General features: G+C 58.0%; 15 protein-coding genes. 7 read left to right on the top strand and 8 right to left on the bottom strand.

The window, feature by feature from the left end:
- The first annotated feature begins 44 nt into the window (after window positions 1-44).
- Together A6R74_RS07460 and A6R74_RS07455 are read left to right on the top strand one after the other, a co-directional pair.
- Window positions 45-878, top strand: coding sequence for an ATP-binding cassette domain-containing protein (locus tag A6R74_RS07460; protein WP_064233913.1), 834 nt, complete (start codon window positions 45-47; stop codon window positions 876-878).
- The gene (locus A6R74_RS07455) at window positions 871-1,485 is read left to right on the top strand and encodes an ABC transporter ATP-binding protein (RefSeq protein ID WP_064233911.1); all 615 of its coding nucleotides are present in this window, start codon (window positions 871-873) and stop codon (window positions 1,483-1,485) included. The genes A6R74_RS07460 and A6R74_RS07455 overlap by 8 nt, the downstream gene beginning before the upstream one ends.
- Here the strand turns inward: A6R74_RS07455 and A6R74_RS07450 are convergent.
- The 4 genes from A6R74_RS07450 to A6R74_RS07435 form a co-directional block, all read right to left on the bottom strand.
- Window positions 1,482-2,672 (bottom strand): MFS transporter, encoded by a 1,191-nt coding sequence (locus A6R74_RS07450; RefSeq protein ID WP_064233909.1) that lies wholly within the window; start codon window positions 2,670-2,672, stop codon window positions 1,482-1,484. The two genes, A6R74_RS07455 and A6R74_RS07450, sit on opposite strands and share 4 nt — an antisense overlap.
- Window positions 2,673-2,699: 27 nt before the next feature.
- Window positions 2,700-3,227, bottom strand: a complete 528-nt coding sequence (locus A6R74_RS07445; protein ID WP_064233907.1) for a C40 family peptidase — start codon at window positions 3,225-3,227, stop codon at window positions 2,700-2,702.
- Between the two features lie 199 nt (window positions 3,228-3,426).
- Entirely contained in the window at window positions 3,427-5,892 is a 2,466-nt protein-coding gene (locus A6R74_RS07440; protein ID WP_064233905.1) for a YbeU/YbeR family protein, read from the bottom strand.
- A 164-nt stretch (window positions 5,893-6,056) separates the two neighbouring features.
- Window positions 6,057-6,299 carry a GlsB/YeaQ/YmgE family stress response membrane protein gene (locus A6R74_RS07435; protein WP_064233903.1) on the bottom strand — a complete coding sequence of 81 codons (243 nt, stop codon included), beginning with the start codon at window positions 6,297-6,299 and terminating at the stop codon, window positions 6,057-6,059.
- A gap of 149 nt (window positions 6,300-6,448) precedes the next feature.
- On the opposite strand from A6R74_RS07435, the gene A6R74_RS07430 reads away from it, so the two are divergent.
- From A6R74_RS07430 to A6R74_RS07410, 5 genes are all read left to right on the top strand, one after another.
- Window positions 6,449-7,318, top strand: a complete 870-nt coding sequence (locus A6R74_RS07430; protein ID WP_064233902.1) for a D-hexose-6-phosphate mutarotase — start codon at window positions 6,449-6,451, stop codon at window positions 7,316-7,318.
- A gap of 63 nt (window positions 7,319-7,381) precedes the next feature.
- Window positions 7,382-7,573, top strand: a complete 192-nt coding sequence (locus A6R74_RS07425; protein ID WP_064233900.1) for a hypothetical protein — start codon at window positions 7,382-7,384, stop codon at window positions 7,571-7,573.
- A gap of 33 nt (window positions 7,574-7,606) precedes the next feature.
- Window positions 7,607-9,010 (top strand): YcjX family protein, encoded by a 1,404-nt coding sequence (locus A6R74_RS07420; RefSeq protein ID WP_064233898.1) that lies wholly within the window; start codon window positions 7,607-7,609, stop codon window positions 9,008-9,010.
- Window positions 9,007-10,047, top strand: a complete 1,041-nt coding sequence (locus tag A6R74_RS07415) for a YcjF family protein (protein WP_064233896.1) — start codon at window positions 9,007-9,009, stop codon at window positions 10,045-10,047. The genes A6R74_RS07420 and A6R74_RS07415 overlap by 4 nt, the downstream gene beginning before the upstream one ends.
- Window positions 10,048-10,157: 110 nt before the next feature.
- Window positions 10,158-11,798, top strand: a complete 1,641-nt coding sequence (locus A6R74_RS07410) for a BCCT family transporter (protein WP_064233894.1) — start codon at window positions 10,158-10,160, stop codon at window positions 11,796-11,798.
- 97 nt (window positions 11,799-11,895) lie between these two features.
- Here the strand turns inward: A6R74_RS07410 and A6R74_RS07405 are convergent, their stop codons facing one another.
- From A6R74_RS07405 to A6R74_RS07390, 4 genes are all read right to left on the bottom strand, one after another.
- On the bottom strand, window positions 11,896-13,017 hold the full coding sequence (locus A6R74_RS07405; protein WP_064233892.1) for an ABC transporter ATP-binding protein: 1,122 nt from the start codon (window positions 13,015-13,017) through the stop codon (window positions 11,896-11,898).
- Window positions 13,018-13,055: 38 nt separating this feature from the next.
- Window positions 13,056-13,934: a carbohydrate ABC transporter permease gene (locus tag A6R74_RS07400; RefSeq protein ID WP_064233891.1), complete on the bottom strand. Its 879-nt coding sequence runs from the start codon at window positions 13,932-13,934 to the stop codon at window positions 13,056-13,058.
- On the bottom strand, window positions 13,927-14,853 hold the full coding sequence (locus A6R74_RS07395) for a carbohydrate ABC transporter permease (RefSeq protein ID WP_064233889.1): 927 nt from the start codon (window positions 14,851-14,853) through the stop codon (window positions 13,927-13,929). Before A6R74_RS07395 ends, A6R74_RS07400 begins: the two co-directional genes overlap by 8 nt.
- Before the next feature lie 94 nt (window positions 14,854-14,947).
- A complete protein-coding gene (locus A6R74_RS07390) occupies window positions 14,948-16,207 on the bottom strand; it encodes an ABC transporter substrate-binding protein (protein ID WP_064233887.1) in 1,260 nt (419 codons plus the stop codon).
- Window positions 16,208-16,259 lie beyond the last annotated feature (52 nt).

The raw sequence follows: 16,259 nt of genomic DNA, 5'->3' as shown, positions 1-16,259 counted from the left end.
TCAGAAAACCGCTAGCTGTAAAAACTATGGATAGGAGGCCTACCGTGTTAACGATTGATCAATTATCGCTACAGCTGCCTTTGTATGCCTCCTGGTGGAAGCGCGACTGGGCCACCTGCCTGGATGCATTTTCACTAACGCTTTCCCCTGGAGAGGTACATGCAGTGGTGGGCGCCTCCGGTGCCGGCAAAAGTCTGTTGGCCTATTCGATTATGGGTTTACTACCGACACCCGCGCGTTTGAATGGGCAGCTTTACTACCAAGGAAAACCACTCGATGACATTCGCCAACGCCAGCTTCGCGGCCGAGAGCTGGCGCTGATTCCCCAATCGCTAAGCGCCTTAGACCCGCTGGTGCGTACGCAACGCCAGGTGGCCTGGGCGGCCCAGCGCGCAGGCCAATCATCAGCCCACGCTTGGCGCTCTTCCCAACAAGCCCTCGACCACTATCAGCTAGACGCCCGTGCACAGCAGGCCTATGCCCATGAGCTTTCCGGCGGGATGGCACGCCGTGTGTTGACGGCCATGGCCCATGTCAGCCAAGCCAAGCTGGTGATTGCAGACGAACCCAGCGTGGGTCTTGACCCACACCAGCGCCAGCGTGTGTTAGCAGCTCTGCGCGGGCTGGCCGACCAAGGCAAAACGGTGATGTTAATCACTCACGACCTGCGCCACGCCCTACCGATTGCTGACCGCGTCACCATTATGCGTAACGGCAAGCGGGTTGAAACCGCGCCTGCCAATGCTTTTCAAGGCACCGGCGACTCGCTAACCCATGATTATTCAAAGGCATTGTGGCAGGCGCTACCGGATAATCACTTTTCGACCAGCGAGACAAGCCGGACGCCACAGCTGCAACAGGAGGCAAACGTTGCTTAAAGCGCACCAACTTCGTTTTCAGTTTGCTAACAGCGCGCCATTGCTGCGGGCTCTTTCACTGACGCTGAACGCGGGTCAATGGCTAGGGCTAAGCGGCGACTCTGGGGCAGGTAAATCAACGCTGGGCAAACTGCTAGCGGGCTATTTAGCGCCTCAAACGGGCGCTGTCACGCTGGATGGCGCGGCGCTACCGAAAAGCGGCGTGCAGCCCGTGCAGTGGCTGCCACAATCGCCGGAGCTGGCGGTCAACCCACGCTGGCGGGTAGGCAAAATACTGCGGGAAGCCTGGACACCTTCCGACGCCCAGTGCCAAGCGTTTGGCGTGCAGCCAAGCTGGCTATCGCGCTTTCCACAATCACTATCGGGGGGAGAGTTACAGCGGGTATGCGTGTTGCGGGCACTCGCCCCGGAGGTGCGCTTTCTGGTCGCTGATGAGATCTCCACCATGCTCGACCCGATTACCCAGCTTGAGCTTTGGCAGGCGTTAAAACGAGAGGCGGAACAGCGCCAGCTTGGCGTGCTGGTGATTAGTCACGACAGCGCCCTGCTGGAACGGCTTTGCCCACAGCGCTTGCACTTAAGCGATGGTCAATTGACGAGCATCTAGCTAATAGTTTGGCGACGTTCAAAACGCCATAGGCCTAAAGCAATCATCAGCGTGATACTTAGCAGCAGCCACGAGCCTATGGTGACGCCCAACCAACCGGCCCATTGCCAGAAAGGTTCAAGCCAGAAGCCGCCCAAACTGGCCCCCACATAGTAAAATACTAAGTAAAGCGCCGAGGCGCTGCCCCGGGCGCCCTGGGCATAACGGCCTACCCAGCTGGAGGCCAACGAATGGGCCAGGAAAAAGCCAAAGGCATTGACGGTTAAGCCGATGATAATCAGCACCAGCGAGTCCGCTAACGTAATCGCCGTGCCCAGCATTAACGTCACTACCCCCACCATCATGCATGCTGCGGGAGAAAACCGCCCAGCCAGCCGCCCAGAAATCATCGAACCGAAGGTACCGCCGAGATAGGTCAAAAAAATCAGCCCCAGACCGCTGGCGGCTAATTGATACGGCGCTGCCGCCAACCGAAAGGTGATATAGCTGTATTGATTAATAAAAATCAGGAAGTTGATACCCCCTAAGCAGTAAGCGGCGAGCAGCACCGGGTTGCGTAAATGAGTGACTAAATCGCTTACTGCTTTGCGCAGCTCGAAGCGCTGGGGAATAAAGGCACGGCTGTTGGGCAACAGGCGCCAAAATAGCACACAGCCGACAAGCGTCATAAGGCCTACTGCTAGGAATGCCGCGGTGGGGCCGCCTATTTCAGCGGCGCTACCGCCGACAATACGTCCGCTAATGCCACCGAGGGAATTGGCGCCAATATAGAGCCCTACGGCGCTTAACAGCGCAGGCTTGTCAAACTCATCGCCCATCCAAGCGATCGCCACTGCTGGCAGACCGCCCAGCACAAAGCCCTGCACCAGGCGTAGCAGCAGCAAGCTTTCAAAGGTGGGGGCAAAGGCCAAGGCAATCGAACAGCCGCCTGCTAACAGCAGTGTGATACGCATGATACCTTCGCGGCCAATAGCATCCGAAAGGGGACCGAAGACCAACAGCGCAATAGCTAAGGAGAGAGTCGACGCTGACATCAGCAGACTGACGCCTAAGGTAGAGACCTGATAGGTCTCCTTTAACCCTGGCAGCAGCGGCTGCGGTGCGTATAAATTGATAAAAACAAGAAATGAGCCAAGGCAAAGCGCCAAGGTGGCGCGCCACCAGGCGCGCGTTTTGGCTTCAATCATGCCATTCCTAGAGTAAGAAACGTCCGGCTACTGGAAAACGTTGCCACCCAGCTGGGCCAGATGCGTTGGCTCCAGCGCGCGACGTGACTGCCAGTAGTAGCGCTGCCAGTAACTATTATCCAGGCTGGAAATAATCACCCCTTTTGAGGTCGAGGCGTGGAGAAAATAACCATCGCCCACATAGATCCCCACATGGTTATAGCGACCCGGCGGGCGGAAGAACACCAGATCGCCCGCCTGCAGCTCTTGGCGGTCGATCGAGCGTCCCTCGTGTACTTGGCCACGGGTGGAGCGCGGAAGCTCTAAATTAAAGGTGTCACGGTAAACATTGCGAACCAGGGCCGAACAGTCGATGCCTCTCTCTGAGGTGCCACCAATTCGGTAAGGCGTTCCTGCCCAGCGCTGATGTTGAGCCAACAGCGCCTCGCGAATCACTGTTGGCGGCGGTACTTGCAAACTGCGCAGATGCGCATCGATAGGATCAACCGGAGACATTTGCGGGTTCGCCCCCATTCCCGGTAACGTCATCGAGAAGTAATTCTCGGGGGCCTGCATATTGCTCTGTCGCGCAGAACCTGCACAGCCAGCAACCAATGTAACTATAAAACAAACACTTACAACACGGACAGCGGTCACAGCGGGGCGTGGGAACGCAACCATGCGATTAACCTCGTGACATTAATAAGAGGATGGTATGAAAAAACTCATTTTTCTATGCACGACTATAAGCTAGTTATCATATGTTTGGCGAGCATCAATGTAACGTGCGCTGATCGCCGGGCAGAGTATCAATATGCAGTGGCGCAAAATGGCGTGGTTTATTGCCCGGAAAATCCAAACTTACCCATGGGCCAGCCAATACCGGCGCACCGCATACCCAAGCCACCAGCGCCTGACGGAAACCGGCTAAAAAGCTTTCCCGCTCCGGAGTTTCGCCCATAAAAAAAGAAAAGCCAGCGTACATTCCCATAGCATACTCCTGCCACCCGGCATAATGATCCGCCGCCAATTGGTAAGCACGATCCAATACCTTGGCAAAGGCCGCGCTATCCAGCCAGCCAAGCTGCCGGGCGGCAATGGCCAGATCGACCAGTTGGGCAATATCCCAGGCCGCCATATCCACCTCATTACAGCCGTCTTCGTTGTCACGCACACGGCGTAAGCGAAGCAGATGGTGGCGCTCATCTTCAGCACAGTCGCCGGATTCAAGAATGGCGATCTCAGCGCTTAAGCGCTCAGTGTTGAGCGTATAGGGCGCATAGTTAATCTGATATTCCTGGCGATCCCCCGATTCGAGCATGTAACTCAAAAAATCCTGCATATCGCCAGCATTGCTCAAGTGGTAGTGGCTCTCCACCCACTCGCGAATCTCGGCGCACTCGCGGGCGCTCTCGGGCTGGGGCTCACTCCACACCGCACTATTTAACGGTCCCACCAATGACATGGCAGTAAAGTGGCTCAACGTAGGGCGACTGCCCGGCTCGCACCAGGCATCGTGACGCCAATCCAGCCAGTGAAACAGGCTGCCCGGATCTTCAATATGCCAAATAATTTCATTCACCAGCGAGGCGTGTTCAGGTTCGGGCAGACAGCTCTCCCAAGCGAACCAAGCGTCTAACAGCCGCTTGGCATTGGGGTAAAAACGGCACAGGCAGCTTCGCAATGCGCTGGCATGCGCCATTAACGGCGCGCGATCGAATAAACCGCTGTCGAGGGACATATGCAGATAAAAGGCGAATTTTTCGGCCATATGGATAGTCGCCGCATGGCGACTGACCCCTTTAACCGCATTGCGCTGTTTAAGCTCTTCCGGGGTCGGCTGACCAAACCAGCTTTGCGAAGGGGGCAAAACACCGTGCACAGCGTCAGCTGCCAGCTGATTAAGGTGGTGCGCCTGGGCGGGCAGCCAGTAGCGCGCCATTGCATGAGCGCCTTCATCGGCATGTAGGCCAAGTGACTCCTGCAAATACAGCGCCGCGTCGGCACGCTGCTCTTCCGGTAGCGCCGCGGAGGGGTCTATCTGGCGCAGCATGGCATCCGGCTCACGCACGCTGGCCAGCGCCAACAGCCAGTGATGGGGGGTGTTGCGCCATTGACGAATGCGCGTTTGAGACGCTTTGAGCGCGGGCTCGTCTAACAGCTCCCGCGGCGAGCGCTTCCAAGGGCTATGGCCGCTGTGCAGCAGTAACCGATGCCGCTCGCTGGGTGTTTTCCCCCGCCGATCAATACCGTCAAAAAGACTCTGCCCGCGCCCGTAGGCGTTAAGGACGGCGTACCAATCGTGGTAGCGGCGACTGATCAAATCGGCGGCATGCCCCGCTAAGTCATCAGCCTCTTCCTGGCTAAGCAAGCCAGAGCAGGCGCCGGCCCAGGCGAGTTCAACAATCCGCAGCCAATCCCAGGCCGCCCACTCCAGGGGCTCGCCTTGGGTGACGAATTTATTCAGCACCGGCGCATAGGGCGACTCTTCTACCACACTACGCTGCCACTCCATGCGCTGGGCATTGTCCATACTTAATAGCTCACGGGCTTCGATATCCCAGCGCTGGCGCTCGCCTTGAGCGCCTAGCCATAGCATCACGCCAATAAGCGCGTCACGGTCATGGACATCCCACACATGAGCAAGCCACTCGGTAGCCTCGGGCCAATCGGTTTGACTAGCGGGATAGACAATAATCGGCCGAAAAAGCGCGCATAGTCGCCAGCTCTGCGCTTCAGGCTGTTGGGGCCATAGCGGGGCGGGAGCCGGCAGCTTAGCCAGGGCATTTTCGAGAGCCTCCCAGGTAATACCCTCGCCATCGGTTTCAAGCTTGGCCAGCGCCTGACAGGCGTCGATAAAACGGTCGTTGGCCCCCACTTCCCAACCCCGTGCGCCTAACGCACGGCGTAGATCCGCTAGCCAGGCGCGTAGATCGCTGTAATCGCTGGTGATGCGACGGGTTAGATGATGCGCCCAATGGCGGGCTTGATCAGCCTCTAACCAGCCCGCCGCCCCCGCCAGCGCGGCCCACTCTAGAGCACCTAGCAAACGGTCGGCACTGCCTGCGGGCGCACCCAGGCCATGGAACAACTGCTCGGCCAGCTCGCCCCGGCTGGTAATGCCCAGTTCCAGCAGCCGCTGTTCCGCCGCGCCTGCATCGACCGCCAACGGATGAGGAGTAAACGCCCAATCACACAGCACCAGCTGTTGGGCCCACCAGGCATTTAACGCGTCGATCAAGAGGCACCTCGAAAAAGCACAATGTCACCAGCAAAAAGCCGGAGTAAAGCTGCCTAGTGTAACGGAAAGTGGCGCTAACACCGATAGCCCTGGGCAGAGGCAGGCATAAAACGACACCGCCCGGCACAAGGCCGGGCGGTGTCATGCGGTTAGCTACTCAATCGCTAAGATTGTTTTACTTTGCTTATCACCCAAAGGAGCACTACTGCCCCCACGGTCGCGGTCACCAGCGATCCGATGAAACCTCCCGCAGAGAGGCCTAAAAGGCTGAACAAAAACCCACCGACAAGCGCCCCCACAATACCGACGCCGATATTACCCAGGACGCCGAAACCGCCGCCACGCATGATGTTGCCAGCAATCCAACCAGCCAAACCACCAATGATTAACCATGCAATAAAGCCCATATAGTCTCCTTACTATTTCAATGACGGGTTTTAGCTACGTATGTTGATAGGCGTTTTACCTACCAGTCACGCTTGTTCTACCATAGCACATGGCGTTACTTTTCGGTGCCCCTAGGTATCGATGCTTGGTTACTCTTAAAGGAAAATTCATGATCCCCAGCTCGCTAAACCAACTGATTAAAAGCACTCAAGGACAGCAAACGGCTCAGTGGGAAGGCCGCGACGTAGTGCTTTTCAATATGCCGTGGGGCGAGCTGGTGATTAGCCTCCAGGGCGCTCAAGTGCTGCACTTCTGCCCTGTCGGTGACACCGACTGGTTATGGCTGACCCCGACGCCCCAGGCGCTGCCTGGCGCTATCCGGGGTGGTATACCACTCTGCTGGCCGTGGTTCGCCGACGAGCGCTTTGCCGACGAGAGCCCCAACCACGACGGCCCTTTCCATGGCCTTGCCCGCCACGCCGACTGGCGTTTGGATGCCGTTGATGAGCACGCCGAGGGAATTGAGCTCCACCTTTCTCCAGCGCAGCCTCTGCATACGCTGCTCACCGCGCGCCTAGTGGTACAAGCCAACGCTCAGCGCTTAAACGTTGAGCTGATTAGCGAAAACATCGGCGAAACGCCGATCAAAACCAGCGGTGCGCTGCACACCTATTTAGCCGTTGCTGACACCCATCAGTGCCGCCTGAAAGGGCTTTCCGGCGCCCGCTATCTCGACAAACTACGCGACTTTGCAGAAAGCGAACAGCAAGGCACGCTGGCCGTTCAGGGCGCCGTTGACCGCATTTACCACACCAATGAAGCGGTGCTGCTCAACGATGGCGAGCGTACCCTGCGCATCGGTAAGCAGTCGAGCGACTCCACGGTGGTGTGGCACCCCAATAACGACCTGCCCAGCGACACACCTGCCGAGGTAGCGCGTCAGTTTATTTGCGTTGAAGCGGCCAATACGCGCCTAGACCCGGTCTGGCTGGTACCCGGCGCTCAGCACCTGTTAGGTACCACCCTCAGCCGCGGTTAATCTTCGGTTCATTAACGCTTTGTTACCATGCACTCATTACGTTTGATGAGCTAGGGAGACCCGATGGATCCGCAACAATGGCTAGAAGCCGCCACCCTGGCGTTTAATTTAATCGGTATGGTGGTGTGTTTGGCTGGCCTGACCCTGGCGCAGAAGATGACTCGGCGCTGGCCCGGCTACACCCTGGCGGGGGTTGGTTTTTTAATTGCCACCCTGCCGATGCTTTCGCAATTGGTATTAATGTTTAGCCAATAAAGACTAGGCAAGAGCCACAAAGGGATTGAAAGGATGCGCCAGCCGTTAAGTCGCGAACTGAGCAATTTGTTGGAGCGCGGAAGGGATCGCCAGTTGCGCTTAGCGGTAACGGGCCTCTCCCAAGCAGGCAAAACCGCTTTTTTGACCTCTCTGGTCAATCAATTGCGTCACGCTGGCGTTGAGGCGCGGCTCGACTTGCTGCCCGCTGCCCGGGAGGGCCGCCTTCTCGGTGCCCAGCGGCTTAACCAGCCCGACTTAGGCGTGCCGCGTTTTCCTTACGACCCCGGAATGGCCGCGCTGCGCGATACCCCGCCGCGCTGGCCCGAACCCACCCGTGGCATCAGCGAGTTACGCTTACAGCTACGCTACCGCCCTGCCCGCAGCGGCTGGTTAACACCGGAAATTGCTCACCTAACCCTGGATCTATTCGACTACCCAGGGGAGTGGCTGCTCGACCTGCCGCTATTGCAGCACGACTTTTACAGCTGGAGCCAAGCTCAGGCGCTATACGCAGGCGAACAGCGCCGCAGCCTGTTTAGCGAGTGGTTGGCAGCGGTGGAGCAGCTCGATCCGGCTGACGAAGCGGATGAGGCCCAACTTGCTGCTCTGGCCGAGGAGTACGCTCAAGGCCTGCGCCGCGCCAAGCAGGCGGGGTTTTCCGACCTCCAACCGGGGCGTTTTTTGCTGCCGGGAGAACTGGAAGGCGCGCCGGTACTGCAGTTTTTCCCGCTGCCCCAGCTTAATGCGTCTCGAGCCAATACCTCTCGAGAAGCGCTGGAGGCCCTGCCCGCCAATAGCCTCTACGCCACTCTAGCGGCGCGCTTTCGCTACTACCAGCAGCAGGTGGTCAAACCTTTCTATCGCGACCACTTCCGCCGCTTTGACCGCCAGATTGTACTGGTGGATGTACTTGGCGCGCTCAATGCCGGGCCTGAGCGCTTTGAAGACCTTTCACGAGCACTGCGACAGTTAATGCACAGCTTCGACTACGGCAAACGCAGCCTGCTTACGCGCCTGTTCGCGCCCAAAATTGACCGGCTGGCGATTGCCGCCACCAAAGCGGATCATGTAACCCCCGACCAGCACGGCCATTTGGTGCAGTTATTAGAAGCGCTGCTGGCAGAGCCACTTAAAGACCTGCGCTTTGCCAATGTACCGGTTAAAGCACTCTCGCTGGCAGCGATTCGTGCCACGGAAGCCCGTGAGGTGGCTCATGAGGGTAAGCGTTCACCTGCGCTGCGAGGCACCACACTAGAGGGCGAAGAGGTGCTGGTTTACCCAGGCGATGTGCCCGCCCGGCTGCCCGCTGCCGATTTCTGGCAGCAGCAGGGCTTTGACTTCCCCGGATTTCGCCCGATGCCAACCACCTCAGAATCGCTGGATCATATTCGCATGGACGCCGCTATCGACTGGCTGATTGGAGATAAACTGACATGACCACCCCACAGCCGCGGCGCAATTTTAATCTGGATGAAAAGCCCGAAGAGGTCGCTGATGTAGAAACACCTCTTCGCCAGCGCGAAGCCTTTGCGGGCGCCAGCGAGCACCATCCACTAGCGCCCCTGCCAGAAGACAAAGCCCTGCCCGCTGCCAGTTTAGGTGTGCCGCGTAAACGACGCTGGGGGCTTATATTCGCCCTGGTGGGAGGCGCCGGTTTGGGCACTGCAGAACTGGTAACAGGCATACCCGATGCATTGGCCCAATCCCAGTGGTTGACTATGGCTTGGCAGGCATTCGGAATCAGTTTGATCGGTCTAGGAGGAATCTCATTGCTCAAAGAGCTGGGCAGTTTGCGTCGCCTGAAACGCCACGACAAACTGCGCGGCGAGCTTGCCGAGCTGCCGCTACGCTCACCCAAGCAGGCCCGGGCAATGGCCGAGCAGTTAAGGCGCCAACTCAAACTCGCCGACGACGATCCGCACTGGCTAGCCTTTCAACGCGCTAGCCAGCCTCACCATAGCGGCGAGGAAATTCAGACACTGCTGCGTTACCACCTGCTAGCGCCCCGTGACCGCGAAGCCCAGCGGCTGATTACCCGCATGTCCGGCGAAACCGCCATCATGGTCGCGATCAGTCCGCTAACGCTAGTGGATATGGCGCTGGTGGCCTGGCGTAGCTTGGCAATGGTCGATCGGCTCTGCCGCCTTTACGGGCTCGAGCTCGGCTACGCCAGCCGCCTGCGGTTATTTCGCAATGTGCTGCATAATATGGCCTTTGCCGGAGCCAGCGAACTGGCCACCGACGCCAGCATGGATATGCTCTCACTGGATTTAGCCGGGCGTCTCTCTGCACGCGCAGGCCAGGGCCTGGCTACCGGACTGCTTAGCGCACGCTTGGGGCTTCGCGCCCAGCGCCTATGCCGCCCGGTGCCCTTCACTGCCGATGAACAGCCCAGGATCGCCGATCTGCGCCAAGACTTGTGGCGGCAAATCAAGCGTCTCGACAAAGATAAGACCCCACAGAGCCGCGAATGAAGTAGGCGCAACGGCGCCAAGTCTGTTTTCGACCACAATTTGCGATTCAACGCTGCTTGTCCTCATGATGGGAGTTTGGCATAACATCCTCCAGTGCGGAGAAACTGTTTATGAGTACCCCCAATGATTCTGACTCGCTCCCAATAGCCAGCGATATGCAGACCGACTATGTCGTCGGTCAAGACAATATCAAGGGGCAGTTTGGCCCTATTGGCTTCGACATCCACAATCGCGTCTTTGTGGTATCCGCGCTTGCTTCGGCCATTTTCATCGTCCTCACCCTGCTGTTTCCAGAGCGTGCGGGAAACGCTTTTCAGTCCATTGTCGCGTTCTCGACGGGAACGCTGGACTGGTATTTCATGATTCTGGTCGATTTCTTTATTCTGTTCTGCTTAGCGCTGGTGGTTCTACCTTATGGCTCAGTCAGGCTGGGCGGGGCCGATGCCCGACCGGATCACAGCTACCTCTCCTGGTTCGCTATGCTGTTCACCGCGGGTATCGGCATCGGCCTGCTCTTCTTCGGCGTACTCGAGCCGGTTTACCACGCCAATGTCTCGCTGCCCTTGGGCGTCGAGTCGCCGTTTGGTGCTGACGGTGAGCTAAACCCAGCGGCGATTGATGACGCCAGCGCCATGGGCCTGGCGGGTACCTATCTCCACTGGGGTATCCATGGCTGGGCGGTGTATATCGTCATGGCGCTGGCGCTGGGCCTGTTTACCTATAACAAGGGCCTACCCTTCTCGATTCGCTCGGCCTTCTTTCCCATTCTCGGTGAGCGCGTCTGGGGCTGGTGGGGCCATGTAATCGATATCCTGGCGGTGTTTTCCACCCTTTTTGGGCTGGCAACGTCCCTTGGGCTCGGTGCCCAGCAGGCCAATGCGGGGATGAACTTTGTCTTCGGCCTGGAAGTCAGCACCTTGACCCAGGTCATCGTCATCATTCTGGTAACGGCGGTGGCGCTAGTCTCGGTCTGGCGCGGTCTTGAAGGTGGTTTGAAGAAGCTTTCCGAGATCAATATGATCCTGGCCGTTCTGTTCTTCTTTTTTGTGCTCTTCGCTGGCCCTACCTTATTGGCCATGACGGGTTTCTGGTCGGGGCTTACCACCTATGTCACGGACTTTATTCCTCTATCCGCGCCCTTCGGTCGTGACGACGATGCCTACCGCCAGTCCTGGACGATTTTCTACTGGGCTTGGTGGATTAGCTGGGCACCTTTCGTGGGGATGTTTATCGCTCGGGTATCCCGGGGCCGCACGGTGCGTGAATTTATCCTCTGCGTTTTGCTGGTGCCTAGTCTGTTTATCTTTGTCTGGATGGGCGTCTTTGGCTCGACTGCCCTTGAACAGCTCTACGCTGACCCAGCGGGCAGCCTGGTTAAAGAGTATGTCATCGACAACTACAGACCCGAGCTTTCGCTGTTCGGCATGCTGAACGAACTACCGCTGACGGGCCTGATGTCGACCCTGGGCATCGTGTTGGCGCTGATCTTCTTTGTCACCTCATCGGATTCCGGCTCCCTGGTCATCGATACCATCACCGCCGGTGGTAAAATCGACGCTCCGCGGCCACAGCGGATGTTCTGGGCGGTTGTCGAGGGTCTCATCGCGATTGTGCTGCTTATTGGTGGTGGCCTGACTGCGCTTCAAGCCGGTGTCACCGCCACCGCTATTCCGTTCTCGATTGTGATGTTGCTAATGTGCTATTCGATCATCAAGGCGCTCAATGGCGAGCTGCGGCTTATCCGCAAGTGATACCTGAAGCTGAAACCTTCAGGCAACTGTAAAAAAGGCCCCCTGCTGAAACCAGCAGGGGGCCTTATTCTTTCACACCGGGTTGGAACCAAGGCGCTTACGCAATACGCTGCTCGGTCTCGGCATCAAACAAAATCGCCCGCCCCATATCGACGCGCAGCGCTAAGCGCTCCCCAGCCACCACCGCGCATTTTGGCCCGACGCGGGCGGTCACTTCCTGTTCGCCCAGCGGTAGGCGCAGCAGAATATCCGCCCCGGTAGGCTCCACCACTGCCACGCTGGCGCTTAGCAGCGTGCCTTCGGCTTGGGAGGTTAACCGCTCATCCTCTTCGCTGAAGTGCTCCGGGCGTAAGCCAAGAATGACCGGCTGGTTAAGCCGTTCGGCCATATCCGCAGCGATACGCTCCTCCGGCCAGGGCAGCACCAGCTCATCCTCACCCGGCGTGGCAATCCGCAGTTGATAACCGCCGTTGTTATCTTCCAGAGTCGCGCGAATAAAGTTCATCGACGGCGAGCCCATAAAGCCAGCCACAAACATATCCACCGGGTTGTTGTAGACCTCATCCGGCGAGCCCAGCTGCAGAATATGCCCATCGCGCATCACCGCGATGCAGTCGGCCAGGGTCATGGCTTCGACCTGGTCGTGGGTGACGTAAACAATGGTGGTGCCCAGGCGTTGGTGGAGCTTTTTGATCTCGGTGCGCATATCCACGCGCAGTTTCGCATCCAGGTTGGAGAGCGGCTCGTCAAACAGGTAGACCTTGGGCTCCCGAGCCAGCGCACGCCCCATCGCCACCCGCTGGCGCTGCCCGCCGGAAAGCTGTGCAGGCTTTCGCTCCAGCAGGTGAGTAATCTGCAGTAGATCGGCCACCCGCTCCACCGCGGCTTCCCGCTCTGGCTTAGGCACCTTACGCATCTCAAGCCCGAAGCTGATGTTCTGGCGCACGGTCATGCTGGGGTAAAGCGCGTAAGACTGAAACACCATGGCGATATCCCGATCCGCGGGTGTGCGCCAGGTGACGTCTTCACCATCGATATAGATGTTGCCGGAAGTCACCGGCTCTAGCCCGGCAATGGCATTCATCAGTGTGGACTTACCGCAGCCCGAGGGGCCAACCAGAATCAGGAACTCGCCGGAATCGATCGAAATACTGACGTCTTTGAGCACCCGCTCGCTGCCGAACTCTTTGCGCACGTTGTGGATTTCTAACGCTGCCATAAATAAGGAATCCTATTTTTGTTAGGCTTTTAAAATAACTAACCTTTAACCGAGCCCGCTGTCAGCCCGCGCACGAAGTATTTTCCCGCCAACACGTACACCACCAGGGTAGGCAGCGCGGCAATCATCGCCGCTGCCATGTCGACGTTGTACTCACGCACGCCGGTGGAGGTATTGACCAGGTTGTTAAGCGCCACGGTCACCGGCTGGGTGTTGTGGGCCGAAAACGCCACGCCAAACAGGAAGTCGTTCCAGATTTGGGTGAACTGCCAAATCACCGAGACAACGATAATCGGTGCAGAAACCGGTAGCAGAATGCGCCAGAAGATGCGGAAAAAGCCCGCGCCGTCCAACTTCGCCGCCGACACCAGCTCGTTAGGGATACCCACGTAGAAGTTGCGGAAAAACAGCGTGGTGAAAGCGATACCAAAGACCACGTGAACCAGAATCAACCCAGCGCGGGAGCTGGAGATACCCAGCCAGCCGAGGGTTTGCGCCATGGGCAGCAGCACCACCTGAAAGGGAATAAAACAGCCAAACAGCATCAACGCGAAAACCAGTTCCGAGCCTTTAAAACGCCATTTGGTCAGCGCGTAGCCGTTCAGCGCACCAATCGTAGTGGAGATCAGCACTGCCGGAATCACGATGGCAAAGGAGTTCCAGAAGTAGCCGCCAACGCCATCGCAACGCATCCCCGTGCAAGCTTCTCCCCAGGCCTTAGTCCACGGTGCCAGAGTGGGGTTTTGCGGCAATGAGAGCAGCGAACCGGCGCTGATTTCGCTCAACGGCTTCACCGAGGTCATCACCATCACCACCAGCGGCAGGATATAGAACAGCGCGGCGAGGATCAGCACGGTATAAAGCAGGCCACGGCCCAGCCGCGCAGCGGGCGTCTGCCGACGAATCACATTAGCCATGCTTGCGGCTCCTTAGTTCGGAGTAGAGGTACGGAATCAAAATCGCCAGCACGCCGCCCAACATCAGCATGGCGCTGGCCGAGCCCAAGCCAATTTGCGCCCGAGTGAAGGCGTGAGCGTACATAAAGGTGGCGGGTAAGTCGGTGGCGTAGCCTGGCCCACCGCCGGTGAGCGCGACGACCAGGTCAAAGCTCTTGATGGCAATATGCGCCAAAATCATCACCGCGCTAAACACGACCGGACGCAGACACGGCATGACCACGCGCAGATAAATCCGCGGCAGGCTGGCGCCATCCAACTGGGCTGCCTTGATAATGCTGTCGTCGATGCCCCGCAAACCGGCTAAAAACAGCGCCATCACAAACCCGGACGCCTGCCATACGGCGGCAATCACCAGGGTATAAATGGCCATATCCGGGTCAACAATCCAATCAAAACGAAACGACTCAAAGCCCCAGCCTTGCACCATCGCCTGGATACCCAACTGCGGGTTAAGCAGCCACTTCCACACCACCCCGGTGACGATAAACGACAGCGCCATGGGGTAGAGGTAAATCGTGCGCAGCGCGCCCTCCTGACGAATTTTCTGATCAAGCAATATGGCCAGCAGCGCGCCAATCACCAGGCAAACCGCAACAAACAAAACGCCAAAAATCATCAAGTTGGTGGAGGCGACCCACCAGCGCTCATTGGCCATTAAGCGCGCATACTGGCCAAAGCCGACAAAGTCATAGCTGGGCAGCATGCGTGAGCTGGTGAGCGACAGCACGAATGTCCAGAGCATAAAGCCGTAAACAAAGAACAGCGAAATGGCCACGGACGGCGCCAGCACCAAACGAGGTAACCACGCCTGCAGACCGCCGGAGGGCGTCGGCCGCTTAGCGCCAGGCGCTAAAGGCGTCGCAGAGGTATTTTTCATGGGGAGGGAATCTCTCATTGGAGAAGTATCCTTGCCAAGCAGCATAAACGCCGCCGTTGCGACGGCGTCTAGAGAACGTAAGGTCTAGAAAACCTTAGAAAGAGGCCGCTTCGGCGGCGCTCACCATACGTTCCGCCGCTTCTTCAGCAGGCATATCGGCGTCGTTGAAGTAGTTAGTCACTACATCAAAAATGGCGCCCTGAATATCCGCGCGAACGGCCATACCGTGAGCCATACTCGGCACTAAACCACCCTCTTCGGCGGTGCGCTGAAAGTCGGCCAACGACTGCTGGGCACAGCTATCGAATTCGCTCATATCCAGATCAGGCCGCGCCGGAATCGAGCCTTTAGCAAGGTTAAACGCTTCTTGGAAGGTGGGTTCAAGCACCAAGCGAGCTAGCGCCTGCTGGGCCTCGCGCTCTTCGTCGTCGGTGACCCGGAACATGGCCAGGCTATCGATATTGAAGGTGAACGCATCTTCAGTGCCCGGCGCTGCCGCACACAGGTAATCTTCCCCGGCGGTTAACCCAGCCGCGGTGAATTCCCCTTTGGCCCAGTCGCCCATGAGTTGGAACCCGGCAACGCCTTGAATCACCATCGCCGTAGCGACATTCCAGTCGCGTCCGGGCATGCCTTCATCCATCAACTCACGGGTACGCTTGAAGTCTTCAAGGGCATCGATCATTTGTTCGCCACCCAGCGCTTCTGGGTCTAGCTCTACCAGCGCCTGCTGATAAAACTCGCTACCCTGACCACCTAACAGCACGCTTTCAAATACCGTCGCGTCCTGCCATGCCTGGCCACCGTGCGCCAGCGGCACGAAACCCGCTTCGCGAATGGCTTCACCTGCTTCAAATAGCTCGTCCAGCGTGGTGGGCATCTCAACCCCTGCCGCTTCCAGCACTTGCGGGTTGGCCCACAACCAGTTTACCCGGTGCACGTTGACAGGCACCGCCACGTATTGGCCGTCGTGGCGCATAATGTCGGCGACGACTTCAGGGAGTAGTTCATCCCAACCTTCGGCATCGGCAACGCTATTCAAGTCACCGAGCAAGCCAAGCTCACCCCACTCTTGAATTTCGGGGCCTTTAATTTGCGCCGCAGAAGGTGGATTGCCCGACATGGCGCGAGATTTAAGTACCGTCATGGCGGTTTCACCGCCACCACCGGCCACGGCAAAGTCCTGCCAACCGTAGCCTTCAGCTTCCATTAACTCTTTGAGCACATTGGCAGCGCGTGCTTCACCACCGGACGTCCACCAGTGCAGCACTTCGACTTCATTAGCTTGAGCGGTAGTGGCGAGCGTGGCGCCTGCCAGAGCAAGCGCGAGGGTCGTCTTCTTTAGCGTCGACATGGAGTCACTCCTTATATTGTTATTGTCCTCTCGGACGTGCGACAACCAAGAG

The organism is Halomonas sp. ALS9, assembly GCF_001651035.1.
Lineage (GTDB): Bacteria > Pseudomonadota > Gammaproteobacteria > Pseudomonadales > Halomonadaceae > Vreelandella.
The sequence above is the reverse complement of the archived record's forward strand: the minus strand, read 5'-3'. Positions and strand labels throughout refer to the sequence as shown.

Coding starts and splice junctions, on each gene's coding strand:
- A6R74_RS07450 (WP_064233909.1), bottom strand. CDS start 2,672: ATGATTGAAGCCAAAACGCGCGCCTGGTGGCGCGCCACCTTGGCGCTT.
- A6R74_RS07445 (WP_064233907.1), bottom strand. CDS start 3,227: ATGCAGGCCCCCGAGAATTACTTCTCGATGACGTTACCGGGAATGGGG.
- A6R74_RS07435 (WP_064233903.1), bottom strand. CDS start 6,299: ATGGGCTTTATTGCATGGTTAATCATTGGTGGTTTGGCTGGTTGGATT.
- A6R74_RS07430 (WP_064233902.1), top strand. CDS start 6,449: ATGATCCCCAGCTCGCTAAACCAACTGATTAAAAGCACTCAAGGACAG.
- A6R74_RS07425 (WP_064233900.1), top strand. CDS start 7,382: ATGGATCCGCAACAATGGCTAGAAGCCGCCACCCTGGCGTTTAATTTA.
- A6R74_RS07420 (WP_064233898.1), top strand. CDS start 7,607: ATGCGCCAGCCGTTAAGTCGCGAACTGAGCAATTTGTTGGAGCGCGGA.
- A6R74_RS07415 (WP_064233896.1), top strand. CDS start 9,007: ATGACCACCCCACAGCCGCGGCGCAATTTTAATCTGGATGAAAAGCCC.
- A6R74_RS07410 (WP_064233894.1), top strand. CDS start 10,158: ATGAGTACCCCCAATGATTCTGACTCGCTCCCAATAGCCAGCGATATG.
- A6R74_RS07405 (WP_064233892.1), bottom strand. CDS start 13,017: ATGGCAGCGTTAGAAATCCACAACGTGCGCAAAGAGTTCGGCAGCGAG.
- A6R74_RS07400 (WP_064233891.1), bottom strand. CDS start 13,934: ATGGCTAATGTGATTCGTCGGCAGACGCCCGCTGCGCGGCTGGGCCGT.
- A6R74_RS07395 (WP_064233889.1), bottom strand. CDS start 14,853: ATGAAAAATACCTCTGCGACGCCTTTAGCGCCTGGCGCTAAGCGGCCG.
- A6R74_RS07390 (WP_064233887.1), bottom strand. CDS start 16,207: ATGTCGACGCTAAAGAAGACGACCCTCGCGCTTGCTCTGGCAGGCGCC.